This is a genomic window from Methylomonas lenta (genome assembly GCF_001644015.1).
GTDB classification, from domain to species: Bacteria; Pseudomonadota; Gammaproteobacteria; order Methylococcales; family Methylomonadaceae; genus Methylomonas; species Methylomonas lenta.
In genome coordinates this window covers 1-24,651 of the sequence record NZ_LUUI01000155.1, presented here as the reverse complement: position 1 = coordinate 24,651, position 24,651 = coordinate 1, and the positions used below count along the sequence as shown (strand labels likewise).

23 protein-coding genes are annotated in these 24,651 nt (G+C 49.6%); 13 read left to right on the top strand and 10 right to left on the bottom strand.

Annotated features, from left to right (window positions below; translation table 11 throughout):
- The first annotated feature begins 241 nt into the window (after nucleotides 1–241).
- Nucleotides 242–484, top strand: coding sequence for a DUF6868 family protein (locus A1359_RS19555; protein ID WP_066987437.1), 243 nt, complete (start codon nucleotides 242–244; stop codon nucleotides 482–484).
- A 4-nt stretch (nucleotides 485–488) separates the two neighbouring features.
- On the opposite strand, the gene A1359_RS19550 is transcribed toward A1359_RS19555, so the two are convergent.
- Nucleotides 489–740 (bottom strand): Rho-binding antiterminator, encoded by a 252-nt coding sequence (locus tag A1359_RS19550; protein ID WP_066987434.1) that lies wholly within the window; start codon nucleotides 738–740, stop codon nucleotides 489–491.
- A 253-nt stretch (nucleotides 741–993) separates the two neighbouring features.
- On the bottom strand, nucleotides 994–1,251 hold the full coding sequence (locus A1359_RS19540; protein WP_066987428.1) for a hypothetical protein: 258 nt from the start codon (nucleotides 1,249–1,251) through the stop codon (nucleotides 994–996).
- A 1,303-nt stretch (nucleotides 1,252–2,554) separates the two neighbouring features.
- Between A1359_RS19540 and glgC the strand changes: the two genes are divergently transcribed.
- A complete protein-coding gene (gene glgC, locus A1359_RS19535; protein ID WP_066987425.1) occupies nucleotides 2,555–3,820 on the top strand; it encodes a glucose-1-phosphate adenylyltransferase in 1,266 nt (421 codons plus the stop codon).
- A gap of 99 nt (nucleotides 3,821–3,919) precedes the next feature.
- On the opposite strand, the gene A1359_RS19530 is transcribed toward glgC, so the two are convergent.
- The 8 genes from A1359_RS19530 to A1359_RS23330 all read right to left on the bottom strand — a co-directional run bounded on the left by A1359_RS19530 (nucleotide 3,920) and on the right by A1359_RS23330 (nucleotide 11,743).
- Entirely contained in the window at nucleotides 3,920–4,468 is a 549-nt protein-coding gene (locus A1359_RS19530) for a papain-like cysteine protease family protein (RefSeq protein WP_066987422.1), read from the bottom strand.
- Nucleotides 4,469–4,979: 511 nt separating this feature from the next.
- Nucleotides 4,980–5,417: a hypothetical protein gene (locus A1359_RS19525; RefSeq protein ID WP_157200609.1), complete on the bottom strand. Its 438-nt coding sequence runs from the start codon at nucleotides 5,415–5,417 to the stop codon at nucleotides 4,980–4,982.
- A 38-nt stretch (nucleotides 5,418–5,455) separates the two neighbouring features.
- Nucleotides 5,456–6,709 (bottom strand): cupin domain-containing protein, encoded by a 1,254-nt coding sequence (locus tag A1359_RS19520; protein ID WP_066987416.1) that lies wholly within the window; start codon nucleotides 6,707–6,709, stop codon nucleotides 5,456–5,458.
- A 20-nt stretch (nucleotides 6,710–6,729) separates the two neighbouring features.
- Nucleotides 6,730–7,869, bottom strand: coding sequence for a cupin domain-containing protein (locus A1359_RS19515; RefSeq protein WP_066987414.1), 1,140 nt, complete (start codon nucleotides 7,867–7,869; stop codon nucleotides 6,730–6,732).
- Between the two features lie 2 nt (nucleotides 7,870–7,871).
- Nucleotides 7,872–9,683, bottom strand: a complete 1,812-nt coding sequence (locus A1359_RS19510) for a GMC oxidoreductase (RefSeq protein ID WP_066987411.1) — start codon at nucleotides 9,681–9,683, stop codon at nucleotides 7,872–7,874.
- Between the two features lie 13 nt (nucleotides 9,684–9,696).
- Nucleotides 9,697–10,803: a gluconate 2-dehydrogenase subunit 3 family protein gene (locus A1359_RS19505; RefSeq protein WP_066987408.1), complete on the bottom strand. Its 1,107-nt coding sequence runs from the start codon at nucleotides 10,801–10,803 to the stop codon at nucleotides 9,697–9,699.
- A gap of 162 nt (nucleotides 10,804–10,965) precedes the next feature.
- Entirely contained in the window at nucleotides 10,966–11,187 is a 222-nt protein-coding gene (locus tag A1359_RS23335; protein WP_066987405.1) for an MFS transporter, read from the bottom strand.
- A 166-nt stretch (nucleotides 11,188–11,353) separates the two neighbouring features.
- The gene (locus A1359_RS23330; protein WP_232322395.1) at nucleotides 11,354–11,743 is read right to left on the bottom strand and encodes an efflux MFS transporter permease; all 390 of its coding nucleotides are present in this window, start codon (nucleotides 11,741–11,743) and stop codon (nucleotides 11,354–11,356) included.
- Between the two features lie 152 nt (nucleotides 11,744–11,895).
- On the opposite strand from A1359_RS23330, the gene A1359_RS19490 reads away from it, so the two are divergent.
- The 11 genes from A1359_RS19490 (at nucleotide 11,896) to A1359_RS19440 (ending at nucleotide 24,412) form a co-directional block, all read left to right on the top strand.
- Nucleotides 11,896–12,195, top strand: coding sequence for a TetR/AcrR family transcriptional regulator (locus A1359_RS19490; protein ID WP_332310100.1), 300 nt, complete (start codon nucleotides 11,896–11,898; stop codon nucleotides 12,193–12,195).
- A complete protein-coding gene (locus A1359_RS19485) occupies nucleotides 12,185–13,591 on the top strand; it encodes an efflux transporter outer membrane subunit (RefSeq protein WP_066987396.1) in 1,407 nt (468 codons plus the stop codon). The genes A1359_RS19490 and A1359_RS19485 overlap by 11 nt, the downstream gene beginning before the upstream one ends.
- Before the next feature lie 17 nt (nucleotides 13,592–13,608).
- Nucleotides 13,609–14,679: an HlyD family secretion protein gene (locus A1359_RS19480; protein ID WP_066987393.1), complete on the top strand. Its 1,071-nt coding sequence runs from the start codon at nucleotides 13,609–13,611 to the stop codon at nucleotides 14,677–14,679.
- Nucleotides 14,676–17,444, top strand: a complete 2,769-nt coding sequence (gene rbbA, locus A1359_RS19475; protein WP_066987390.1) for a ribosome-associated ATPase/putative transporter RbbA — start codon at nucleotides 14,676–14,678, stop codon at nucleotides 17,442–17,444. The genes A1359_RS19480 and rbbA overlap by 4 nt, the downstream gene beginning before the upstream one ends.
- Before the next feature lie 2 nt (nucleotides 17,445–17,446).
- Entirely contained in the window at nucleotides 17,447–18,571 is a 1,125-nt protein-coding gene (locus A1359_RS19470; RefSeq protein WP_066987387.1) for an ABC transporter permease, read from the top strand.
- 212 nt (nucleotides 18,572–18,783) lie between these two features.
- Nucleotides 18,784–19,392 (top strand): TetR/AcrR family transcriptional regulator, encoded by a 609-nt coding sequence (locus A1359_RS19465; protein ID WP_066987384.1) that lies wholly within the window; start codon nucleotides 18,784–18,786, stop codon nucleotides 19,390–19,392.
- Nucleotides 19,389–20,540 (top strand): efflux RND transporter periplasmic adaptor subunit, encoded by a 1,152-nt coding sequence (locus tag A1359_RS19460; RefSeq protein WP_066987381.1) that lies wholly within the window; start codon nucleotides 19,389–19,391, stop codon nucleotides 20,538–20,540. The genes A1359_RS19465 and A1359_RS19460 overlap by 4 nt, the downstream gene beginning before the upstream one ends.
- On the top strand, nucleotides 20,537–21,739 hold the full coding sequence (locus A1359_RS19455; protein WP_066987378.1) for an ABC transporter permease: 1,203 nt from the start codon (nucleotides 20,537–20,539) through the stop codon (nucleotides 21,737–21,739). Before A1359_RS19460 ends, A1359_RS19455 begins: the two co-directional genes overlap by 4 nt.
- Before the next feature lies 1 nt (nucleotide 21,740).
- Nucleotides 21,741–22,451 carry an ABC transporter ATP-binding protein gene (locus A1359_RS19450; protein ID WP_066987376.1) on the top strand — a complete coding sequence of 237 codons (711 nt, stop codon included), beginning with the start codon at nucleotides 21,741–21,743 and terminating at the stop codon, nucleotides 22,449–22,451.
- A 28-nt stretch (nucleotides 22,452–22,479) separates the two neighbouring features.
- Entirely contained in the window at nucleotides 22,480–22,944 is a 465-nt protein-coding gene (locus A1359_RS19445) for a cytochrome c (protein WP_066987373.1), read from the top strand.
- Nucleotides 22,931–24,412: an efflux transporter outer membrane subunit gene (locus A1359_RS19440; protein ID WP_066987369.1), complete on the top strand. Its 1,482-nt coding sequence runs from the start codon at nucleotides 22,931–22,933 to the stop codon at nucleotides 24,410–24,412. The genes A1359_RS19445 and A1359_RS19440 overlap by 14 nt, the downstream gene beginning before the upstream one ends.
- The last annotated feature ends 239 nt before the right edge of the window (nucleotides 24,413–24,651 follow it).

Here is a 24,651-nt window from a genome sequence, read left to right as displayed (position 1 = left end):
AAATAAAGCTTTTTTGCCTTATTATAAATCTCCTCTCCCCAACCCTCTCCAGCAGGAGAGGGAGCTTTTTCTTAACTTAATGGCATTGCCCCGGGACCCTGGGAAGTTTTGCACGTTCGTAAAGGATAAAAAAGTAGCGCAACAGCAAGTCATTTTAGCGTAATGTCTTCGACTCACTGACAACATCCGCCGGATGATGTCGTTTAGATATGATTGCTAAACCTAGACTGGAGATCAGACCATGAGTATTGAATTAATCCGTGATGTGCTTTTAGCGTGTACCGTCATAAATTATGGCGTGTTGATGTGTTGGTTTTTATTCTTCACCGTTGGTCGTGATTGGATACATCGACTACATGGTCGCTGGTTTCGGTGTACTGCTGAACAGTTCGATACCATTCATTACGCCGGAATGGCTCTCTATAAAATCGGCATCTTCCTTTTCAATCTCGCGCCTTATATCGCCTTGCGGATAGTTGGGTAACCACTTAGAAAACCACTTCCGAAAATTTGGCGTTGGCTGTCAACACCTGTAATTTTTTGATTTGCATAAGCTCGACCGGCTGTTTTTTCCCGTTATCGATCACCAGGTATTCGCGTTTCTCGGCAGTGGTCATCGTGTCGATGGCTTTGCCTTCGATGATTTGATGATCCTTCAGTATCAACCTGACCTGATAAGCGTACAGGCAGGCGATTTCAAGGTAATCATGTAGTTCGCAAGAGACGGTAGAGTGAGTCATGGTAGGTCCGGTAAAAATTCATCCTGTTATAACAATATTTCAGCAAGAACGTCATCCTAAACATCCCTGTCGGCATGACGGGCATTTTGTAGCATTTGGCAAACTAGAATTAAATCGGCCCAAAATGCGCGAAATCATGCATTTTGGGCCGGATATTGAAAAACCTTGGACTTTCCTCAGGCAAAGGCCGTTTTTTTGGCTTCCTAAGCGGGTATCCGTTTTTCTGAGTTATCAGGCGGAATGCTGCTGCCTGTTATTTCAAGATTTCTGCGGCAGCCGCTTTTAATTTAGCTTCATCGGCTTGAACAGGTTTCATCATAGGATTTTTAGAGTTTTTAGCGCCTGCTACTAATTCATCCACAGTTTTGAATTTAGCTTTTAAGCTGTCGACGCTTGGAGCAACCGAACCATTGTGACAACCTTTACAAGTATCTGATTCACCAGCGATTGATATAGATGGCATTAAAGTCACTAAAGCCAATGTAGTGATTGCTAACAGAATTTTTTTCATTCTAAGTCCCCTGGTTTTTATAGTAGTTATTAATCTTAGAGATAGCGTTTGAACACTTTTTTGATGTAGTTTTGCATGTTCAAGCGATCAAACGTAGATGGTTTTATTCATCTACAAAAAAGTTTCTATCACAACCTAAATTTCAATGCAAATTCATCAAAACATTTCGGAGGTACCCGCCTTTTTTCGATAACCATGAAACAGCCAATTTTGATCTAAACCAGCCATGCAATTAAGCCAAATCGACGGCCAGTTTAGGTTGATCGTCAACATTCATGTTTTTTGAAAATTCAATACACAAACCACACTTAAAACAATGGTTTAAGCCAGCATGCTGCGCGATATGACTACTTATATAATAGCGCGGTGTTGCACTTCTCTTTTTAATCCACCAAGGCAATATATAAAAACAAGCCCGGATAGAAATGCACAACGGCTATATGGGGCTGTCTACTGCATCAAAAATCTATAGAGTAACTACATGATTATGACTTAAATGAGTAGCTGTTTAGTATAGAAAGTAATTGGTGACTAAAGTAATCGATAATACCTTCAGGCTACATTGAAAACAGCATGAATTAAGGGGGATTAAAAGTCTTGCAACAACTAATTTATTGGGTGTAAAGTATTACCCGGCGATATAAAATCACGCATTAAAATTGGTTTTATCGCTAAATGCTTTTTGCTTAAAAGCAACATTATTATAGTAATTAGCAACTAATTTTAAAATAAGCTATATTTGTTGTTTTAATGGTAATTAAAAATGGCGTGGTCTATTAGTCCGCTTATAACAATAATAAATTTACCCAGGTTTTATGCATGCTCCATCCTAAAATCAGTCCTGGTGCCTGTCGGCGCATCATTTTAACTTCCGGCGTTTTTATGCTCGTTGTCCGCCAGATGGTTATTGAAGAGCACTGCCGCAATACACTCACCCCCGTACTAAAAACAAAATTTAAATATCAAATCATCTATCCTTCCTGCAATATGGTCAGCCTCTTAAAATACTTGGCCCTCCTTAGCTTGGGTACAGAATGTACCCGTTTTTTTCTATTTAGCATCACTTATAATAACATTCATAATTTATTAGCGAGACTCAGACTATGCACAGCATTATATACATCTTAACCGTATTATATTTTTCTTATGTTATTTATGTCGTACAGGGAAACGAAATCGGCGTATTTGTTAAAAAAAACTTTCCAAATAGCTTGTTACTGTTATCAAAATAATTACTAAAAATTAATCGATACTAATATTACTTTTTAGTGTTGTCATCAATAAAAAAATATCAAAAAATACCATGACACAGAATTATCAGAATATCCACCAGCTCACTAGAAATACCATTGCATTAATTCTCGCAGGCGGGCGCGGCTCCCGGCTTATGAATATGACGGACTGGCGGGCTAAACCCGCTGTACCGTTTGGCGGAAAATTCCGTATCATTGATTTTCCCTTGTCCAACTGTGTGAATTCCGGCATCCGCAAGATAGGTATTTTGACCCAATATAAGGCCGATTCACTGATTCGCCACGCCCAAAAAGGTTGGGGCTTTATGCGCGGCGAATTCGGTGAATACGTCGATTTAATGCCCGCGCAACAGCGTATTAATGAGACATCCTGGTACAAAGGCACTGCCGACGCTGTATTACAAAACATCGATATTCTCAGAGCTCGCAAACCCGAACACATTTTAATTCTGGCCGGTGATCACATTTATAAAATGGATTACGCGGCCATGTTAATCGATCATATCGAAAAAAATGCCGAGTTAACCATAGGCTGTCTTGAAGTATCCCTAAAGGAAGCCAGCGCTTTTGGGGTAATAGATATCGATGAAAATCGTAGAGTGAGAGCCTTTATTGAGAAACCGGCCAACCCTCCTGTCATGCCGGGTCGAACCGATACGGCCCTGGCTTCTATGGGCATTTATATTTTTAATGCCGATTTCTTGTGGGAACAGTTACTTAACGATGATGAAAACCCTGACTCTTCTCACGATTTTGGCAAAGATATTATTCCTGCCGTGATTGATAAGCATATCGTCAACGCCTACCCATTTTTGGATTTACAAAGTGGCCAACAAAGTTACTGGCGTGATGTCGGCACTATCGATGCGTATTGGGCTGCCAATTTGGAATTGATAGGCGTGAAACCGGATTTGAATTTATACGATACCAGCTGGCCGATATGGACCTATCAGGAACAAACACCTCCCGCCAAGTTTGTGTTTGATAATGATGATCGACGCGGCCAGGCTGTCGACTCCATGATTGCGGGCGGTTGTGTTATTTCAGGCGCAACCGTTAGACATTCCATGGTGTTCTCAAATGTCATGGTGAATTCATATTCGGTGATACAGGACAGTATCTTGCTGCCACAAGTCACGATAGGCCGTCATTGCCGCATTACCAAGGCGATTATCGAGAAAGGTTGTGAAGTACCTGAAGGCACTATCATTGGAGAAAATCTTGCCGATGACCAAAAAAGGTTTTATGTCAGTGAAGGTGGGGTGGTATTAGTCACGCCTGAAATGTTGGGACAAAAATTACATTTTGTTAGATAACTGGATTCAGGTAGGTTATGGTCTCAGTTTATCGTTCCGACGCGGAGAGTCAGAACGATAAACATTAGGCTATCGATAATCGGACTAAGTGGGCTATTGCTATTTGATTCCACTCATATTGCTATAGAGCAAGTAGTAAGGATAGCCTGGGTACTTGTAACGTTTGGAGTCGAAATCACCTATTGTCATTCTCGACTTGGGTGCTTTTTCGGGGTCGTGAAAAATAATGCCTGTATCATCAGTACCAATGACGACTGAAACATGGCCATAGGTCGAGCCGCCATGTGTTTTCATCCAACTGAACATCAGTGGCCCTTTAGTCTTGAGAAGGTTTTCCACTTCTTCCAAGCTAAAGGTCTTGGTGGCATGATCCGCCACGGCAATCAGGCCTTCGCGTTCCATCAGCGTTGGCATCCAGCCTGCCGGAATGGCCCAGTGGCCAGTAGATGTACTGCCATCCAGATTGACATTTTGTTTGGTGAATAGCTCTGGAACGCCGTGACGCGGACCCTGGGCAAAATAATATCCAACCATACAGGTACTAGCGTACCAACACCCCGTGTAGTCATTCAAAGTGTTTTTGTTTCCCGGTACATGCCCCCCGATGTCTAGTTGTGTAATAAAAGGCACTTCAAGCAGAATTGACATGACCATTATCCTCAAATTAGTGTTCTTAGCTATTTTGCGATTTTGAACATCAAAGAAAGATCGCGTCTTTTACTCAATGTCCTTCCCATACCTTGCCTATCCCCAACGATAAGGGTAACCCGCGTTGAAGGAAGCGAACAGCTGTCCAAGTTAATAAGCCGTTAACCGTAAATCTACCAAGAAACTTTTGTTACCACAATACAATTCAGCTTTATAAAATCTTGCTGTAGTGGCAGCCTATTTTTTACGTTGCAACGTTCCACGTAGGGGGGATGGCCCTGGACACTCTAGCCTCTAAAAAATCGGAAAATAAATCTGTCGCGATGACTGGCAGATGACGCAGGGGTGTTTTGGAAGCTTTATCAGCCGAAGCGTGAGATTGTTTGCGTTGTCGTAAGGCTAACGATCAAAAAATTCAATACTTTGATCGTCAAATCCTGCACTGACATGGTTATAAACCACATCTGCAATAATAGCTATACCGTATAAATGACAAATATCGATAAATGCTTTAAATTGATTGAAAGGCCTGATCATGCCAAGGATGAGTATTAGATGCTCGGACAATACAGTCACAACTTGGGTAGTCATCCATTTCCAATTCCCGCGCGTAGGGATCACGTTTAAAGCCTTCTTTACCCTTGCCAACAATATAAAAACGATAAAAATCACCCTCTTTAATGCCTTCTATAAATCCCACCCAATCACCTTGTTTACCTCGGTTCAATAATTTGTCAGGTGATTTTTCAAATATTTTATTTGATTTGGTCTGTGAATTATTAATTGCAATGTGAACCTCTAACGCTTCGGGAGCACAAGTTCGGAAGGTAACACCACTTCCAATTAAATTGGCGCCTAACGGAGTATTAGCATCAATATGCGATTGAGATATGGTCATAAACTTGCCTTCAATTAACCCAACTAAACCCCAAAAAACAAGCTTTTGCAAACCAGTTTTTCTACAAACAATAATCTATTTTTTGATTATTAATCATAACCGCCAAACATAAACAATGAACCGTCTTCATCGGTTAGATTCATCAACCCATGCAACTGGCCACCTTTTAACATCGCCAGATGACCGGGAAGCAAAGTCCTGATTTCGAAACACCTTTCTCTTTCCGGCATTTTGCACCAATCGCCAACGATCATCAGCCCGCGACCGTCCAGCATCATGAAAACCTCCTGATTGTCACGATGACGGTGCAAACCGATGCCGCAACTGGGCTTCAGAATATGTAAGTCCATATAATCAACGGCCATGAAATTTTCCACCGGGTTTGCAGTGTGATTTTTGTTCCCAAAGGCGTTGAAATTCCAACTTTCGGGTGTCCGTCCTAATTCGGGGCGGCCGGCATAACGTCCGTAGTTAGAAAATAGGTTACGATATTCCAAAAAACCGACACCTCCATGCGGATTAGGGCTAATGCCGACGCCAAGAAAATTGTCCCAACCTCGCTGACGCATATTGAATTCGTAAACATAATTCGCACCGTCTTGCGAGTCCCAATATTGCTCTGCGGCGTCTGCCCACGCCATGCGAAGTCGCAACGGAAGAATGGGATGCATGGCATTTTTCGGCGCCACCTCGATCATATATTTTTCGTTTAACTGGTCGCGCTCAAAATCGTTGACGTTGCCTTGTATCAGGTCCGGTCGTAACTGCAATTCGCCGCGTTCGAGCGCTAATTGGCCTTTATTGTCCAGGTGATTAACAACGTCATTTCCCGGGTAGCCCCACAATTCGATCTCATATCGGTCCGTCACTTCGTTATACGGCACGCTTAGCAGCGGGGAGGTATTGACATCATTGACGCTCAACCAAAGTTTGATGCGGTCGCCCAGCTGATGATTAGATTTAACCGACAGTTTGGAATCCGGGCCACCGCGATAAGATATCCTTAGGAACGGCCCCATCCAACCTCCCACACTTACCAAGCCGCGTGCTATCTGAATGTCGGAGGTCAGGAAGCTTTTGACGTTTTGTTTTTGAAAATCGATTTTGTTATCTTGACGTTCCGGCTGCAGAATATCGGCATCGCTTCCAGATGGTCCGTACAGCTCCAGGTGTTCGAACGGAATCAGGTATTGCAGCGAATAGGCAAGATAGAGTTCGCGCTCTGCGGCCAATTCAGTCCGCTCCATCAAATTCAATAGTTGAATCAGCGAACTGGCTCGATTGTAATCCGGGCTAGTTCCGGGCGCTACGCGCACCACGACATCAGAATGGACAATGTTCATAAGCGGTCAGCCTTTTCGGGTTAGCTACTGTGATAGAGAAACGCAACGAATTTAAGCGGTTTATCGCTTGGGTTTCGGATGCCATGCATGCCGCCGCTTTTGGTAAAGATCATGCTGCCGGGTCGGACCGGTAACTCTTTAAAATTCTTTCGGCCTAGGCCAAATACTTCTCGTTCTACAGTCTTGAACGAATCGGCAGCGGGATCGTCGCCTTCGCGCAAATATGCGATTCCTTCACCTTCAATAATGAAATACAACTCTTCCGATCCGATATGTTGATGGTTGCCTTCGACCTTGCCTGGCGGCACGGTAACATGATGAAAAAACACGACCGAAGCGCCAAACTCCCGCTGTAACAGCCACTTCATTTCGATGATGTTATCGTCTTTGGCATCAGGATTGTCGGCCGCAATCATCATCGCGTTACGGTAACGAACGGCCTGATAGTCGTCGATATGACGATACCAACCGCGTTGAAAGTTAATGGCGTAATTGAGATCAGATAGCGTATTTTCCGCGGTGCTCGGCTGCTGCGTTCTAGGCTCCTGGTGCGATCCTAAAAAGTTGTTATCCCATTCAGGCGACGCAATCAAATAGCCGAAAGGCAAATCGCGATTATTTTCGCGAAACGCTAATTCCATGCGGCGCAGTTTACTTAAATCCCGTAAGGCGGGGTTAAAAGCACGAATACGCGTAATCGCACCATTTTTTCCCATCATGTCTAATACTTGGAAATCATGGTGATGGTTCGTAGGGGCTTCCAGTGTTTCCCAAAGTTCCACTTGATAGGCATCTATCCACGGGCAATAATGCATTTTGACGAGTGATTCCGCGTTGTTTGTTGCTTCGTCCGGCAACAATTTAAGAAACATGAACAATTCGTCCCTCAAAAATCGCGCCTTTTCCCTGACCTTTTCGACCAAACGAGCAGCCCGATATTCGACACGAAGAAAATTAGAATAATAGTTGCCGTCTAGATAAACTTCACCTTTCATGACTGTAATATCCAGTTTGGCCCTGACTTCTTGTACGTTATAGCGGTAACGCAAACTGCGTGTCGCGTTGAGATATTGCGAGTGATAAATCCGGTCGGGAAAGAATACGACCTTGAAAACACTGTTTTCAGGCGAGGTAAAAACTTCATTGAACTTGGGATCCATCGTTACAACCTCGTTAATAAATGATCGGCGATTCTAAAGGAGTTAGCCTGAATGGTCAGGGTTGGATTGGCGCCACCCGATGTTGGCATGAAGGCTCCGTCAGTGACATAAAGATTGTCAAAATCCCAGGCCCTGCAATTTGCATCCAGCACGCTGTCGTTGCGGTCGGTACCAAAACGGGCACCGCCAAGGATGTGATTAGCTATGCGCGCTCGCGCATTTTCCGCCATGTAGACACCACCCTGTCCTTCGATCGGGTACTGACCAATGCCCCCGTCGCAACCGAAGCGCAATACTTTGGCGCATTGTTCGGCCAATATATTCATCAGATAACGGTCGTGGCTATGCCAGTCTTTGATGATATAGGCAACAGGCCGATTCCACTTGTCCTTGACGTTGGGATGTAACTCAATACGGTTTGATTTCAGCGGCACTTGGTTGGCCATAAAACTGACCGACAGCCGCGTACCGAAATTAGCGTCAATCCAATCCTGCAAGGCTTGGCCCGTGAGGCTAGTGTCGTCGACGAAAGCCTTCCATATCGTATCGATGTCCTGGCTGCCATGCGTGCGTGCCAACGAAATCGGTAGCGCCTGATCCGAGGTATTGTTATACATCGCCCCACCCGCCCAAAGCCGATTACTTTTAATAAAGGTATCGGTCGCGCAAAAGTCGCTTGCCCAGTCGCTATCCAGGGATTCCGATTTGTCGAAACGGCCAGGGACAACGGTTTCAGCTCCACCAAAACAATGGGTGAGGAAATATTTACCTAATAAATCGTTCTGATATATCCGGCGATTGAATTCGCTATCCATGCGTGCCGATAATTGCAACAACCGGATCGATTCGATGGCGGAACAAGCCACGACCGTAATTTTGGCACTGGCAAAACGGGGTTTGCCGCTTGGATCGAAATATTGCACCCGCGTAATTTTTTCGCCGCTGCATTCTAAATGTGTCACTACGCAGTTAGTCAGAATCGTCAGATTAGGCAAGTCCTGAATCGGCGCTAACAAGGTTACCCAAGTATTGGATTTGAAGCCCAAAGGGTCACCGTAGCGATTGACATAGGAGGTTTTAACTTCGTCGCTATTGACGGGTACTTTCCTGCCGCTGGGCGCATGATCTTCGGTAATAACGGCCAATGGGGTGCGATAACGCGGCATTTTCAAGGTATCCATACCGACTTCGACATATTGGCTAATCGGATTGGGTTTCAACGGCGTTTGGTACGAGTCGACACTAAACCGTTTGACCTGATTAGCCGAGGTGCCGTTCAAGCCAACCAATTTTTCGGCTTTGCAGTAATAAGCTTCCAAATCGTTATAGCTGATAGGCCAATCGCGCGCCTCCCGTTTTACGTCGCCGTTTGGATCGTCGGCAATATCGGAACGGCCTTCGTTATAACTTTTAAGTTTGAAATCGTTTTCCGAAAATCTGAGGGACACCGCACCGTATAACTGCGTTCCACCGCCTATGACTTGAGCGGTATAGCCTTCCAACGTGACATAATCCCTATTATCGGCGCCGATATAAACATGCGGCTCATCGTTAACATCCGGTTCGACATGACTTGAATAATACGATTGACCAACATTACTCATGCCTGGCACCTGAATACGTTTTTCCGCGCCGGTGGCGAACAATTCATCCCGTTTGAAATCGCTCACGCCATGCGAATCTTGCTGTTGGGTCCTCAGCAGCGGACCTTTTTCCAACACCAATACTTCCTTACCGGCTTTGGCCAGAATATGAGCAATAGGAGCGCCACCAGCACCGCTCCCGATAACAATGACATCAAATTGGTCTTTCATTGTTTCTCCTAAGTTAGCCGCGATAGTCTGGGTTGGTACCAAGAGGTTTTTCCAAAGTTCTGCGCCAATTGAATAAAGATTCGCCTTTATCGGACGAGAAACGCTCTGCCAAATAGCTCCAGCTAATACCGCCAGTATTGCCCCCGTACTTAGGATGGGAAAAAGCCCCGGTAAACGTATGACGGCGAAGCATTTGAAGAAAAAAACGCGGATTACCGTACTCGCTATGATCCCAGTCTTTCACAGCTCCGGATGCCATTTCATCGTATAGTTCGACGAACAATTCTTTTGATGCTAGGTGTGGTTCGGTATAAGGGTTGCGCTGTCTAAGAATTCGATCGATTTGACTGAGGCAAATCTTATAATCATCTAGATTATGAGCTTCTTCGCGCGCTAGCAATTTATCGATAAAGTTTACGACGCCAACCGACTGATCCAAACGGTAAGCATGGGCATATTGCGTTTCTTTCGTCTGCTTATCTAAGTAGTTGTAGAAAAAACGAAGAAAACGTTCACCATCAGGGGTACGAAACGGCAGAATATGCTCCACCAGCCTATCGATCAACAGCATTTCTGCACGCTCCAGAACCAGTGCTTCAGTGCAGAGGTGCGTAAAGAAACGGGACCAGATAGCGCCATTATCAATCGTAACCTGCTGCGGATTGATCGGATCGAGCTTTAGCTGGCCATCAACTAAAAATTTGTAACTGTGCGCTTGCCCCTTAGGTATCAAACAGGTTACCGCATAATATCCTGTACTTTCATCGTCAAATCTGGCTGGACGTAAAGGAATCTGCTCATAGAGCTTAGCGAACGTTCCAAGCACAGCAACGGCTTTTATCGAAGCCGTTGGGTCGAAGTAAACAAATGTCACTTCATTGAAGGCGTAACTTTCAACGGGCTTTTTCTCGTCATAATAACTGTCAATGATAGGAAAACGATAAGCTTCGGCTATTCGTCCCCGTGGGTCCGCGCCACTGAACTGACCAAAATTGTGCCTATATTCGGGATTAGTCCGTGCGAGGTATTTGGTGCAATGATTCAGTATGTATGTGTCATCGCGAGACAAAATGGGGACCGAAAAGCGATCGATCGTTTGATGTGCGAATTGAGTTGCCATTATTTCATCCTCCGGATTTAATGGACTTTTAAAAAAAGGCCGCTCAGCTTTTTACTAGAAAATACTCCGATATTTATTAATGTCAATAACTATATTTAGTTGTTCTGGCTTATCAATAGTCCCTATATTTTGTGCTCCATCAGTGCCGTCTGAGTCGCCTGATTAACACTTATTTCCAGTCTTTGAGTCAGCCGGAGCGATAGCGCCGCCCAGGTTGTGCATCAGATTATAAAGTCCACTGGCATTTTTGACTTCTTCAGGCGGCAACGTACCCAAGGCCAGTGTGTTGATGGGCAAAAAGGCAAACATCAACGCGAAGCCGCACAATGCCTGGGGCCAGAAAAACTCCCAGTGGCCGAACTCATGCGTGAGATCGCCGTTCATCCATGAACCCAGCCCATAGAGAGAAGCCCAGCGCCATCATCAACCGTGAATCCAGCAGCTTGGCGAACAGTTGAAATAGTCCTGCCACCATCACATATTGACCAATTTGTAAGCTATTAAGGCTTTTGAGGCTAGCCAGATACAACGGCATCAAATAAATGGTGGTCTACATTCCAATACCCAGGATGAAGCTGAATACAAAGCCCACGGCGAAGTTGAAGATACGGAAGGCCCACAGATCGACAATCGGGTGTTCGATGCTCAGCTCACGATAGAACATAGCGATGCCGGAGACGGTGGCAACCACGCTAAAAAATATAATTTCATGGCTATCAAACCATTCCTTACGCCCCCCTTCTTCCAGCACGAATAGCCAAGTACACAGACAAACCAAAAAACCCGGCAACAGATTAAGCAGAAACAGCGCTTTCCAAGAAAATGGCTCGCTAAGATAGCCGCCCAACACAGGTCCTGCGGGTGCGACAGTCGCCACCAAACCGATGACGATAAACCTGGACGGTTGCACAATGGCGACCATAAATGTCAAAGCGATCAAGCGGTTTTTTTGGATAATTGAGGAGGCATAAATTTATATTTTTTATTGCTTAACTAAGCGGTGTAGATTGGTCTAATCCCTAAGTGCATTTTAATGTGAAGATTTTATTCAACGATGCTGTGAGCAAATTTCCTAATCCGAAACGATAAGCCATTCTGGGTGCGGCCGAGCAGGCTTTTATTGTCCACGGCTATAGCGGCGCCAGCATGGCAGCCATTGCCGAGGTTGTGCCGGTATCCAAACCTAGCCTTTATAATCATTTCAAAGGTAAGCAGGAATTATTTGTCGCCGTGATCGCTAGCCAGTGCGTAGCATTACTGAACATGCTGAAAGGCGATCGACATTTCCGTTGCCTACTAGGTTTACAATCCGGCCTGAGCGGCGAGGAAAAGCGGCACTTGATTGATGCCGCAGTTTCTTTATTTCTGAAAGGACATGGGCATGATGTATAAAAACGGTTGGTTATTACTGTTGAGTAGTTTGGCCGGATGCACCATGGGGCCGGATTACCATGCAGTAAGCCCCGCAGTCCCCGTGCGTTGGCAAGCGGAATCGACAACAGGGCTGAATCAAGCATCTCCTGAAGACTTGAAAAACTGGTGGAAATGCTTTGACGACACTCAACTTGATAGCCTGATTGATAGAGCCCTCGCGGGTAACCTGGATGTCAAGATCGCGCTTTCGCGTATCGATCAAGCCCGAGCCGAACGGCGCGGCACACGTGCCGAGCTATTCCCCAGTATCAGTGCATCGACGGGTGCGCAGCGCCAAAGCAACCCATATCCGGGTTTGGCGCCAGGCATCAAATACAATATGTTCGAGCTGGGTTTTGATGCATTGTGGGAAATCGATTTGTTCGGTCGCCAGCAGCGCCGGTTGGAATCTGCAACTGCGGAACTAGAGGCGGCGGGTGAACAATATCGCCAGTCGCTGGTGATACTAACTGCTGAGTTAGCACGCAGTTACATCGATTTCCGCAGTCTGCAAAACCAGTTGCGTATCACCCGTTCAAATTTGGAATCACAACAACATACCTTGGCTCTGACCGAAAAACTGTTCAAGGAAGGCGTTGGTACTCGCCACGACGTGGTGCGCGCCCGCGCTCAGACCGAGATCACCAATTCGCAGCTTCCTGCGCTGGAAGCCAATCTGACCGCCACCCTACACCAGATCGAGGTCATGGTTGGGCAACAACCAGGTACGTTAGCTGTTGAACTGAATTCAACAGCCAATATGCCGGCGGTACCGGCGCACGCACTTCTTAGCTCACCAGCGGACACCATACGGCAGCGGCCGGACTTGCGTGCCGCCGAACGTCGTCTGGCGGCGGCTACTGCGATGCAAGGGGCGGCGATAGCGGAACTATTTCCTAAAATATCGATATCTGCTTTTGTGGGACTACGTAACACCGACATCGAAAGCCTGTTCAAATCGGCCGCTTTCTCCTACGGTACAGCCGCCAATATGCTACAGCCCTTGCTGAACTTCGGCAGAATTCAAGCCGGTATCGATTTGGCCGAAGCCAAACAAAAAGAGGCGTATCTGGCCTACGAGAAAGCAGTGCTGGAAGCACTACAGGAAACCGAAACCGCGCTGACTCGCTATTTGCAGGAGGAAATTCGCCGGCAAGCGCTGTCGCGTTCGGTGAGCGATCTGCAAGAGTCAGTACGCTTGTCACAACTGCGCTATCATGAAGGTGTCATTTCCTTTCTGGACGTATTGGATGCGCAGCGGGCGTTATATCTCGCCGAAATTGAGTTGGCTCGATCTCAGGCCGCTGCTTCTACGCACCTGATTGCCGTATATAAAGCACTGGGTGGCGGAGCAAATGCGATGCCGCTGTCGTAAGTTCTCAGAGAAAAATCATGGACACACAGACGAAATCGACCCTAACCCCTATCTTTGTTGGCATTGTCATTGCGGCGGCAGTGGGGATATGGTGGGTTTTACGCCCCACCGGGCTACCCGTAGACATCGTCACCGGCAATGGCCGGATTGAAGCTACTGAAATCAATATCGCCACCAAAACCGCAGGCCGTATCGTAGACATCCTGGCGAGAGAAGGTGATTTTGTGCAAGCTGGTGTAGTTCTGGCTCGCATGGACACGCAGGTGTTGCAAGCCCAAAAGGCCGAAGCGAACGCTAAAGTCCGCGAGGCTGAAAATGCTTATCAAACGGCAAAAGCCATCGTCGTGCAGCGGGAAAGCGAATACGCTGCAGCCCAAGCTGTGGTTGCCCAGCGTCGAGCCGAATTGGGTGCCGCCGAAAAACGGCTTAATCGTTCACGGAGACTAGTCGGTGAAGGCGCTACCCCACAACAGGAAGTCGATGATAATTATGCCCGGGTGTTGGGCATGAAGGCGGCGATTGATACTGCCGTGGCACAAGTCGCGGCCGCGCAAGCCGGTATCGAGGCCGCCAAATCACAAGTGGTGCAAGTGCAATCAATGATCGAGGCGGCTCAGGCCTCGGTCGTACGTCTACAAGCCGATATTGATGACAGCGAACTGAAAGCGCCACGCAACGGCCGGGTACAATATCGTATCGCCGAGCCGGGTGAAGTACTTGCTGCCGGCGGACGTGTGCTGAATCTAGTGGATTTGTCCGACGTTTATATGACTTTCTTTCTGCCTACCGAGGCCGCCGGTAAGGTTGCGCTGGGTAGCGATATTCGCTTGGTATTCGATGCATTACCGGGTTACGTGATTCCGGCTAAGGCCAGCTTTGTGGCCAGCGTAGCTCAATTCACACCCAAAACGGTGGAAACCGAAAGCGAACGTCTGAAACTGATGTTTAGGGTCCGGGCTCGCATCGACGCCGCCCTGTTGAAACAGCATATCCAACAAGTTAAAACCGGGGTGCCAGGCATAGCCTATGTCAAGCTCGACCCGGCCTCGGCATGGCCTGCCAATCTGGAAATCAAGTTGCCGCAATGAACATTCCGGCGCCGGCGGTAGTTAGCGTTAGCGGCGTTAGCCTGCGCTATGGCGATACGCTGGCACTGGACGATATCAGCCTGGAGATTCCTGCAAACAGGATGGTCGGTTTGATAGGTCCGGACGGTGTCGGCAAGTCCAGCCTGATGTCTCTGCTGACTGGGGCGCGCAAGCTGCAGACCGGCAGAATAAAAACATTGGGCGGCGATATTGGCGACTTTGCCCACCGGCAGGCTGTATGCCCTCGGATCGCCTACATGCCGCAGGGACTAGGCAAGAACCTTTATCTCACGCTGTCGGTGTTCGAGAATGTCGATTTCTTTGGCCGGCTGTTTGGACAACAACAAACCGAGCGTCGACAGCGCATTGCTGAATTACTTCAGAGTACCGGCCTAGCGCCATTCCATGATCGTCCCGCCGGCAAATTGTCGGGTGGCATGAAACAGAAACTGGCCCTATGCTGCGCGCTGATACACGATCCGGATCTATTGGTATTGGATGAACCAACCACGGGTGTCGATCCGCTGTCGCGTGCCCAGTTCTGGGCTTTGATCGCACAGTTGCAATCTCGCCGTACCGGCATGAGTGTACTGGTCTCCACCGCCTATATGGATGAAGCGGAATGCTTCGACTGGCTGGTGGCGATGGATGCTGGCCGTGTATTGGCCGAAGGCACTGCCGCTGAGTTGCGCGCGCAGACAGCGACTGATAGTTTGGAGGCTGCTTTTATCCGTCTGCTGCCAGAGGAAAAGCGCTTGGGCCATAAAGCCGTGGTGATTCCGCCGCGCAATGTCGACAGCGGTATAGCCGAAATTGCCATTGAGGCAGATGGATTAACCATGCGTTTTGATGATTTCGTTGCAGTGGATAACGTCAGTCTGCGTATCGAACGCGGCGAGATCTTCGGTTTTCTCGGTTCCAACGGCTGCGGCAAATCGACCACGATGAAAATGCTGACGGGTCTGCTGCCGCCCAGTGCCGGCAAGGCCAGACTGTTCGGAGACATTCTCGATGCCAATAATATGGCCACCCGCAAGCGAGTGGGATATATGTCGCAAGCGTTCTCGTTGTACGCCGAGCTGAGCGTACGCCAAAATCTGGAATTACACGCCAGGCTGTTCCATCTAGCTGAGGCGGAGATAGCCGGGCGCCTCGCTGAAATGGCTCAGCGCTTCATGCTGGAAAACGCGCTGGACAGCATGCCTGATGCTTTGCCGTTAGGTATGCGTCAGAGACTTTCTTTGGCGGTAGCCGTCATTCACCGACCGGACTTGTTGATACTTGACGAACCGACCTCCGGCGTTGATCCGGTGGCACGGGACCGATTTTGGGAATTGATCGTCGACTTGGCCCGTAATGACAGGGTTACTGTGTTCATTTCTACTCATTTCATGAACGAAGCCGAACGTTGCGACCGCATCTCATTGATGCATGCCGGCAAAGTGCTGGCCAGCGACACACCGGCCAAGCTTATGGAGGCTGGCGGTTATGCCAGCCTGGAGCAAACCTTCATTGCTTATCTGAAACAGGCCAGTGATGATGAAGATCAACCCATGGCTGAGGCCCGCATAGGCTTCGCCAACGCTGATCTTAAACCCACAGCGCCCGTGCGGCATCAGGCCGCCCAAATCGACAGCCGTTTTAGCTTGCTACGTTTGTTCAGCATCAGCAGGCGTGAAGCCCTGGAATTACTCCGAGATCCGGTCCGTGCGGCGATCAGTTTATTCGGCACTCTGTTTCTGATGCTGACTTTCGGTTACGGCATCACCATGGATGTGGAAAATTTACGTTTTGCGGTATTGGATCGCGATCAAACCACGCTTAGCAACAACTACGCACTCGATTTGGGCGGTTCTCGGTATTTCATTGCTCAACCGCCCATTACTGATTACAAGCAACTCGATTACCGCATGCGTAGCGGCGAACTCAGTCTGGCACTAGAGATTCCTGCCAATTTTGCACGCGATCTGCAACGGGGCGAAAGGGTCAAAATCGGTGCCTGGATCGATGGCGCCATGCCGACACGGGCAGAAAATATCCTCGGTTACGTGCAGGCCATGCATCAAACCTGGCTGCTGGAGCAGGCCCGCCGCCATGCATCGACGCCTATCTCAACCAGCTTGATGAGCATCGAAACCCGCTTTCGTTACAATCCTGACGTCAAAAGCCTACCTGCCATGGTGCCGTCGGTAATTCCGTTATTATTGATGATGATTCCGGCCATGCTCAGCGCACTCAGCGTAGTAAGAGAAAAAGAACTCGGTTCCATCCTTAATTTGTATGTCACACCGGTCAGCAAGCTGGAATTTCTAGTCGGTAAACAATTGCCTTATATCGCGATGGGCATGATCAACTTTTTTCTATTGTGCGCCATGGTGGTGTGGGTTTTCGGCGTGTCACACAAAGGCGAATTCCTGTTTTTGACTCTCGCCGCGCTGCTGTATGTCATATTCGCAACCGGTTTCGGTATGCTTGTATCTGTGTTCACCGGTAGCCAGATAGCCGCCATCTTTATCACCTTTCTGTTCTCTTTTATTCCGACCATTCGTTTTGCCGGCATGATTGATCCAGTCTCCTCGCTGGAGGGGGGCGCACGCCTAGTGGGTACTATTTTCCCCGGCAGTTACTTCATGACCATTTGTCGCGGCACCTTTTCCAAGGCATTGGGGTTCGCCGAGCTGAGCCAATACCTGTTACCGTTGGCCCTGGCGTCTTTGCTGATGGTCGGCTTGAGTATAGCCTTACTCGAAAAGCAGGCGCGCTAACGATGGACACATTACTGAATATTTTTTATCTAGGCATCAAGGAAATCCGCAGCCTAGGACGCGATACGCTAATGCTATTCATCATCGGCTTCATGTTTAGTGCCCAAATCTATGTGATCGCCAACGGCATGCCGCAATCGCTTAACAAAGCGCCTATCGCCATCGTTGATGAAGACCAGTCGCCTTTGTCGACACGGATTATCAATGCCTTTTATCCACCGCACTTCCTGGTGCCGGACATTATCGATCAGTACGCCACCGACCCTGGTATGGATAGTGGCCTGTATACGTTCGTGCTGGATATTCCACCCAACTTTCAACGCGACCTGCTGGCTGGACAAAATCCTACGCTTCAACTTAATATCGATGCAACCCGCATCGCGCAAGCGTTCATCGGCAATAATTATGTACAGACCATTGTCAACGGCGAAGTGTCTACCTTCGTCCAGGGTCACCGCACGCTCGTGACATTACCGGTTGAATTAGAAGTCAGAGCACTGTTCAACCCAAATCTGAATTCAGTCTGGTTCGGCGCGGTGATAGAGCTGGTCAACAGTATTACCGCGCTGTCCATTGTCCTCACCGGAGCGGCGCTGATCCGCGAACGTGAACATGGCACCATTGAGCACCTACTGGTCATGCCGCTGAATCCTTTCGAAATCATGCTGGCCAAGGTCTGGTCAATGGCTGTGATCGTGATTTTAGTGGCGACCGCATCCATTATTTTCGTGGTAGAAGGGTGGCTTGAAGTACCGTTACAAGGTTCGCTGCTGCTCTTTGTAACTAGTATGTCGCTATATCTGTTCGCTACTACTTCGTTGGGTATTTTGCTCGGAACCGTGGCCCGCACCATGCCGCAGCTCGGTTTGTTATTACTCATAATCTTGCTACCGCTGGAGATGCTGTCCGGAGGACTGACACCGCGCGAAAGTATGCCGGAATTCGTACAGAACATCATGCTGGCGGCACCGACCACACACTTTGTCTCGCTCGTACAGGCTATTCTTTATCGCGGCGCGGATTTCAGTATCGTTTGGCCACAGTTTCTTGCGCTACTTGGCATCGGTGGTATTTTCTTTTTCTTGGCATTAACCCGCTTTCGCAAGACTATAGGCTCTATGGTTTGATATATGGAATAATCATTTCATATCGATAGCTTTGGCCAAATGGCAACAGTCATTAAGGATTCCGTCAAAAATAACTTCCCGAAATTACCGATCTTGATCCAGATTAATTGGGCTGTCGTTGCGATCGTAACTAACTGCGGGTGATTTTCTGCTTGCATAATTCGCCCCTCATGCTAAGGTAGTAATCGATTACTATCTTTTGTGAGGCAGTCTTGAATACGCATGTAAAGCATCTTCCTGCCGAAGAACGGCGCGCGGTGACTATTGAGGCAGTGGTTGAGCTGGCGGGTTCGCAAAACCCCAGTGAAATCACAACCTCCGCTATCGCCAAACATATGAATCTGACCCAGGGCGCCTTGTTTCGTCATTTTCCGTCCAAGGACGCCATTTGGCAGGCCGTCATGGAGTGGGTGGCGGAACGTCTTTTGGCGCGGATTGATTGTGCCGCGCAAGGAATTGACTCGCCTCTGGCCGGGATGCAGGCTATGTTTATGAGTCATATTGAGTTCGTCGCCGAGCATCCAGGAGTGCCTAGAATGATGTTTGGCGAATTGCAACGGGCCGAACAGACGGCGCCCAAGCGCATCGTGCAGTCTCTGATCCAGCGCTATGCGGAACGCCTGCACCGGCTAATCGAGGCGGGTAAAGCCTGCGGCGAGTTGTCTAGCGTGCTCGATACCGAAGCCGCAGCCACGCTTTTTATCGGCACCATCCAGGGTCTGGTCATGCAATCGCTGCTGGCCGGCAACGTAGAGCGTATACGCCACGATGCGCCACGAGTGTTTGCGATTTATCAACGTGGTATCCGGAGTACGCAATGAAACGCTTACCTCTACAAAAACGTACCTTGGCGCTACTGGCGGTTGTGATTCCGTTGTTTGCGCTTTTTGTTTATGTCGGCTTACGATCCGGCCCGTTAGCGCCTGTGACCGTAACGGTCGATACTGTGGAGGTGAAGTCAATTACACCGGCGCTATTCGGTATCGGCACCGTAGAGGCGCGTTACACCTACAAGATTGGTCCGACGGTTGCCGGTCGCGTGCAACGACTGGAGGTGCAGGTGGGTGATAGAGTACAGGCCGGTCAAGTGCTCGGCGAGATGGAGCCGGTCGATCTCGATGATCGCGTCCGCTCGCAGGCTTCGGCATACAAGCATGCCGAAGCGGCATTACGCGAAGCCAAGGCCAGGCAAGTCCATGCACAAACTCAGGCGCAACGTTACGAGCAATTGCTTGCAGTGCGCTCAACCAGCGAGGAAATCGTCGCCATTAAACGACAGGAATTGCAGATTGCGAATGCTGCACTTTCTGCCGCGCATGAAGATGTCACCCGCGCTCAGTCCGATCAGGAGGCTTTGGTTGCCCAGCGAAGTAATCTGCGGCTGATTGCACCGGTTGATGGCCTGGTCAGCTCCCGCGATGTCGATCCAGGCACCACCGTCGTCGCCGGCCAAACGGTGGTGGAAGTGATAGACCCCAAAAGTTTATGGCTCAACGTGCGTTTCGATCAGATCAGGGCGACAGGACTCGCCGCCGGACTGCCGGCCCACATTGTATTGCGCTCGCGTAACGGACAAGCATTGGCCGGCCGCGTACTGCGGGTGGAGCCCAAGGCCGACGCCATCACCGAGGAAATGCTAGCCAAAGTAAATTTCGAAACTCAACCCGAGCCGTTACCGCCCGTGGGAGAACTGGCCGAAGTCACGGTCGATTTACCGGCACTTCCGACAGCCCCCGTGATTTCCAACGCAGCCATCCACCGCGAGCATGATCAGGTGGGTGTCTGGCAAGTCAGGGATGGCGATCTGCACTTTACCCCCATCAAGTCCGGGGCTTCCGATCTTGCTGGCTACGTGCAAATACGTGAAGGATTAAAAGACGGCGATCAGGTGGTGGTCTATAGCGACAAGGCGCTGACGACACACAGCCGCATCGATGTGGTTGAGCGTATGCCGGGGTTGGCGCGATGATCAGTTTGGCGGGGCGCGATATTCTTCATGCCTGGGGCAAGTTTGTGTTCACCGGCATAGGTCTGGGCTTATTGATAGGAGTAACCTTAAGCATGGCCGGCATCTATCGGGGCATGGTAGACGATGCCCAGGTGATGCTGGATAACACCGGCGCAGACCTGTGGGTGGTGCAGCAGGACACTCAGGGCCCTTATGCCGAGTCTTCCAGTCTGTACGACGATCTCTATCGCAGTCTGCTGGATATGCCGGGGGTGGAATACGCCGCTAATGTCACCTATCTGATTATGCAAGTCGGCCATGACGGGCATGATGTCAGCAGCATGGTGGTCGGCATCACCGCCGGCGAGCCAGGCACCCCGGGCCAGCCCCGGCATCTGGTTGCCGGCCGACATATCACCCGCAGTCATTATGAAGCCGTGGCCGATATTTCCAGCGGATTTCAGCTTGGCGAGCGCATCAGAATTCGTCGCAATCTGTATACGGTCGTCGGCTTGTCCAGACGCACGGTGTCATATAACGGTGACCCGATGGTTTTCATCCCGCTTAAAGACGCACAAGAAGCGCAATTTCTAAAAGACAATGATGCCCTGATCCAGCAGCGTCGCCGCAACGCCGAGAATCCGGCCTTTAATCGGCCGGGCATTCCCGATTTACTCGCGGCGGTAAATGCCTCGCAAAGTACCAATGCCTACGTCAATGCGATACTGGTAAAGCTCAAACCCGGCACATTCCCTGAGGACGTAGCCGAAGCTATACGCCGCTGGAAACGCCTGCAGGTTTATACCCGCACCCAAATGGAGTCGATTCTGATGGACAAGGTCATCGATAAATCAGCCAGACAGATCGCCTTGTTTTTGGTGATTCTGAGCATAGTCAGCGCGGCCATTGTTGCCTTTATCATCTATACCCTGACCTTGGGTAAAATTCGGGAAATCGCGGTGCTTAAGCTAATTGGCACCAAGAATCGCACCATTGCCGCCATGATCATGCAACAGTCGCTTGCGCTTGGCATCATCGGTTTTGTGGTGGGTAAAATCACCGCTACCTTCTGGGTGCCGATCTTTCCCAAGTATGTGTTATTAATGCCGCTAGACTCCGTCGCAGGTTTTTTTGCCGTGCTGCTGATCTGTGCGCTGGCCAGCGTCATCGCCATCCGTATGGCGCTCAAGGTCGATCCGGCCGAAGCCATAGGAGGCTAAGATGGGCGGCAAAGGCATTCACATTGAAGGTTTAAAAAAACGCTATGGTGAAGGTGATACCGCTGTTTATGCCTTGAAAGGCGTGGACATGCAGGTTGCGCCGGGTGAGGTGGTAGGACTCATCGGGCCTTCAGGCTCCGGCAAGAGCACCCTGCTTAAATGTCTGGGGGCGGTGATCGACCCGACTGCCGGCCGCATGATACTGGGCGATGAGGTGATTTTTGACGACGGCTGGAAAGTCCGCGACTTGCGCGCCTTGCGGCGGGACAAGATAGGCTTCGTATTCCAGGCACCCTACCTGATTCCGTTTCTCGATGTGACCGATAACGTCGCACTGCTGCCGATGCTGGCAGGCATTCCCAATGGCGAAGCCCGAGCGAAAGCACTGGAGCTGCTCACGGCGCTGGATATCCAGCACCGCGCCCGCGCCATGCCATCAAAGCTTTCCGGCGGCGAGCAGCAGCGCGTGGCTATCGCTCGCGGATTGGTCAATCGCCCGCCGGTGATACTGGCCGACGAGCCCACCGCGCCGCTCGATAGCGAGCGGGCCATGGCTGTGATCCGCATTCTCAATCATATGGCACGTCAGTTCGAGACCGCTATCATCGTGGTCACCCACGACGAAAAAATCATACCCACCTTCAAGCGCATCTACCATATTCGCGATGGCGTAACACATGAGGAAGTCGGCGAAGGGCGGGGATTCGAGTGAGTAAACAATTCAATTTAAGGCGTTATTTATGACACAGCAAAACTTCTTTAAAAATCTCTTTACAGTGATTGCAGCCGGCGTATTTCTAGTCGGCATCTGTTCGCCTGCTTGGGCCGATGGCGATACTGAAAGTAAGCCATTGGCGCTGCAGCGGATCATGCAAGAACTCGGCAAAAGCATGCAGGCTATCACTGACGCCATTTCTCGTGAAGATTGGGCTTTGGTCGCCAAAATTGCACCTCAGATCGCCGAGCATCCGGAGCCGCCAGTCATCGAGAAGATGCGTATCCTGAGTTTCATGGGCACCGATATGGGTCTGTTCGAAAGCCATGATGAAGCAACCCATCAGGCTGCACGAGCACTGGCGCAGGTTGCCGCTCGCAACGATGGACCAGCTGTGATTACAGCCTTTGCAAATCTGCAAAGTGCTTGTCTGGCCTGCCACCAGAGCTTCCGTCAATCGTTCGTGACACATTTTTATGAACAACGTTGAACAATTGCAGCGCGCCGGTACTGATCGCATAGTGGTTAGGACCTATACAGCCTTAGTGGTTACCGGATTGCTGGCCGGATGTACCGTAGGACCCGATTTCAAACCACCGGCTGCTCCCGATATCGCTGGCTACACGGCAACTCCTTTGGTCACGCAAACCGCAGCTGCAGCCACTGCTTTGGGGGATGCGCAGCACTTTAGCAGCGGCGCAAAAGTGAGTGCACAGTGGTGGCATGAGCTGGGTTCGCCTAAACTCGATGCGCTGATCGAACAGGCTATGCAGGCCAGTCCAACACTGGCTTCTGCGCGCGCCACCTTACAGCAAGCGCAGGAAATCTATGTGGCGCAGGAGGGGGCGATGACTTACCCTCAAATCGATGCGGGTTTCAGCGCTCAACCGCAACGCTTTAATCCCATTGTATTGGGTCAGGACGGTGGGGCGAGGGAATTCAGTTTGTTTATCGCCGGCGTTAACGTACAGTACCAACTTGATCTTGCAGGCGGTAATCGCCGCACTTTGGAAGCCTTAGCCGCCCAAACCGACTATCACCACCATGTACTGGCAGGTGCGCAGCTGACCTTGGCGGGCAACATCGTTACCACCGCTGTCACCCAAGCCAGGCTTGCAGCACAGATTCAGTCTACGGAAGCCATACTTCGCGATCAGGATGAACAATTACATCTCACTAAAGAGCGCGTGCGGCTTGGCCAGGCGGCACCGGATGAGGTGTTGGCACTGCAAACCCAAGTAGAACAAACGCGCGCCGGACTTCCCGTGCTGCGCAAACAGAGCCAGCAGAATGCGCATTTGTTGGCCGTACTTAGCGGTCATGCGCCTGGCGAGGGGCGTTTGCCCACTTTCACCCTGGAGGAATTCAGCTTGCCGTCCGATTTGCCGTTGCTCGTACCCTCCGATTTGGTGCGCCATCGCCCCGATATCCAGGGCGCCGAAGCGCTGTTACACGCCGCCAACGCCGAATATGGCAGCGCTATCGCCAAGCTGTATCCGCAACTTAATCTCAGCGGCAATCTGGCTACGCAGACCTTGATTGCAGGCGCATTGTTCGGACCCGGTTCGGCAATATGGAACGTGCTTGGGCAACTGACCCAGCCGCTGTTTAATCCCGCCCTGCCGGCCGAAAAGCGCGCGGCATTGGCCGCATTCGACGCAGCGGCGGCCAATTATCAAAGCGTCGTGCTCGAATCTCTGCGTAATGTGGCCGATGTCTTGCGTGCCTTGGAGAACGACGCCCAGACATTAACGGCACTGGCTGCCGCCGATGCTGCGGCTCAGGGCTTTTTGCAATCCGTGCAGAGGCAATATGCACTGGGTGCAGCCAGCTACGTTCAGCAACTTATCGCACAACAAGCGGCGCAACAGACCAGCATTAACTTGATCGCAGCTCAGGCGCAGCGCCTGGTCGATAGTGCGGCTCTGTACCAAGCCATGGGCGGGGGTGTCAGTTAAGACGATATATCTGTCTGAAAATCAACATTACCGATGCGGTAGACGCTCATGTACTGAGCGCACTAACAATTGGAAAGCCCCAAAGCCGTCATTGTTAGACACGCTGTAACAAATTTAGAAATAGTCAGCGGCTGCTTTCAAGTAATCCCAGCTGGCAGCCTTAAAGGATATACACATTAAGGCACCGCTAAGCAGCAGTTAGGATTTCGCCAAATTTAACTTCCGCTTATGGTTCCCAT

Bases quoted from the DNA above. Each gene is read 5' to 3' on its own strand.
- A1359_RS19540 (WP_066987428.1), bottom strand. From the start codon at position 1,251: ATGAAAAAAATTCTGTTAGCAATCACTACATTGGCTTTAGTGACTTTA.
- A1359_RS19450 (WP_066987376.1), top strand. From the start codon at position 21,741: ATGGGCGGCAAAGGCATTCACATTGAAGGTTTAAAAAAACGCTATGGT.
- A1359_RS19520 (WP_066987416.1), bottom strand. From the start codon at position 6,709: ATGAACATTGTCCATTCTGATGTCGTGGTGCGCGTAGCGCCCGGAACT.
- A1359_RS19530 (WP_066987422.1), bottom strand. From the start codon at position 4,468: ATGTCAATTCTGCTTGAAGTGCCTTTTATTACACAACTAGACATCGGG.
- A1359_RS19505 (WP_066987408.1), bottom strand. From the start codon at position 10,803: ATGGCAACTCAATTCGCACATCAAACGATCGATCGCTTTTCGGTCCCC.
- A1359_RS23335 (WP_066987405.1), bottom strand. From the start codon at position 11,187: ATGAACGGCGATCTCACGCATGAGTTCGGCCACTGGGAGTTTTTCTGG.
- A1359_RS19445 (WP_066987373.1), top strand. From the start codon at position 22,480: ATGACACAGCAAAACTTCTTTAAAAATCTCTTTACAGTGATTGCAGCC.
- A1359_RS19515 (WP_066987414.1), bottom strand. From the start codon at position 7,869: ATGGATCCCAAGTTCAATGAAGTTTTTACCTCGCCTGAAAACAGTGTT.
- A1359_RS19480 (WP_066987393.1), top strand. From the start codon at position 13,609: ATGGACACACAGACGAAATCGACCCTAACCCCTATCTTTGTTGGCATT.
- A1359_RS19550 (WP_066987434.1), bottom strand. From the start codon at position 740: ATGACTCACTCTACCGTCTCTTGCGAACTACATGATTACCTTGAAATC.
- A1359_RS19455 (WP_066987378.1), top strand. From the start codon at position 20,537: ATGATCAGTTTGGCGGGGCGCGATATTCTTCATGCCTGGGGCAAGTTT.
- A1359_RS19460 (WP_066987381.1), top strand. From the start codon at position 19,389: ATGAAACGCTTACCTCTACAAAAACGTACCTTGGCGCTACTGGCGGTT.
- A1359_RS19470 (WP_066987387.1), top strand. From the start codon at position 17,447: ATGGACACATTACTGAATATTTTTTATCTAGGCATCAAGGAAATCCGC.
- rbbA (WP_066987390.1), top strand. From the start codon at position 14,676: ATGAACATTCCGGCGCCGGCGGTAGTTAGCGTTAGCGGCGTTAGCCTG.
- A1359_RS19485 (WP_066987396.1), top strand. From the start codon at position 12,185: ATGATGTATAAAAACGGTTGGTTATTACTGTTGAGTAGTTTGGCCGGA.
- glgC (WP_066987425.1), top strand. From the start codon at position 2,555: ATGACACAGAATTATCAGAATATCCACCAGCTCACTAGAAATACCATT.
- A1359_RS19555 (WP_066987437.1), top strand. From the start codon at position 242: ATGAGTATTGAATTAATCCGTGATGTGCTTTTAGCGTGTACCGTCATA.
- A1359_RS19440 (WP_066987369.1), top strand. From the start codon at position 22,931: ATGAACAACGTTGAACAATTGCAGCGCGCCGGTACTGATCGCATAGTG.
- A1359_RS19510 (WP_066987411.1), bottom strand. From the start codon at position 9,683: ATGAAAGACCAATTTGATGTCATTGTTATCGGGAGCGGTGCTGGTGGC.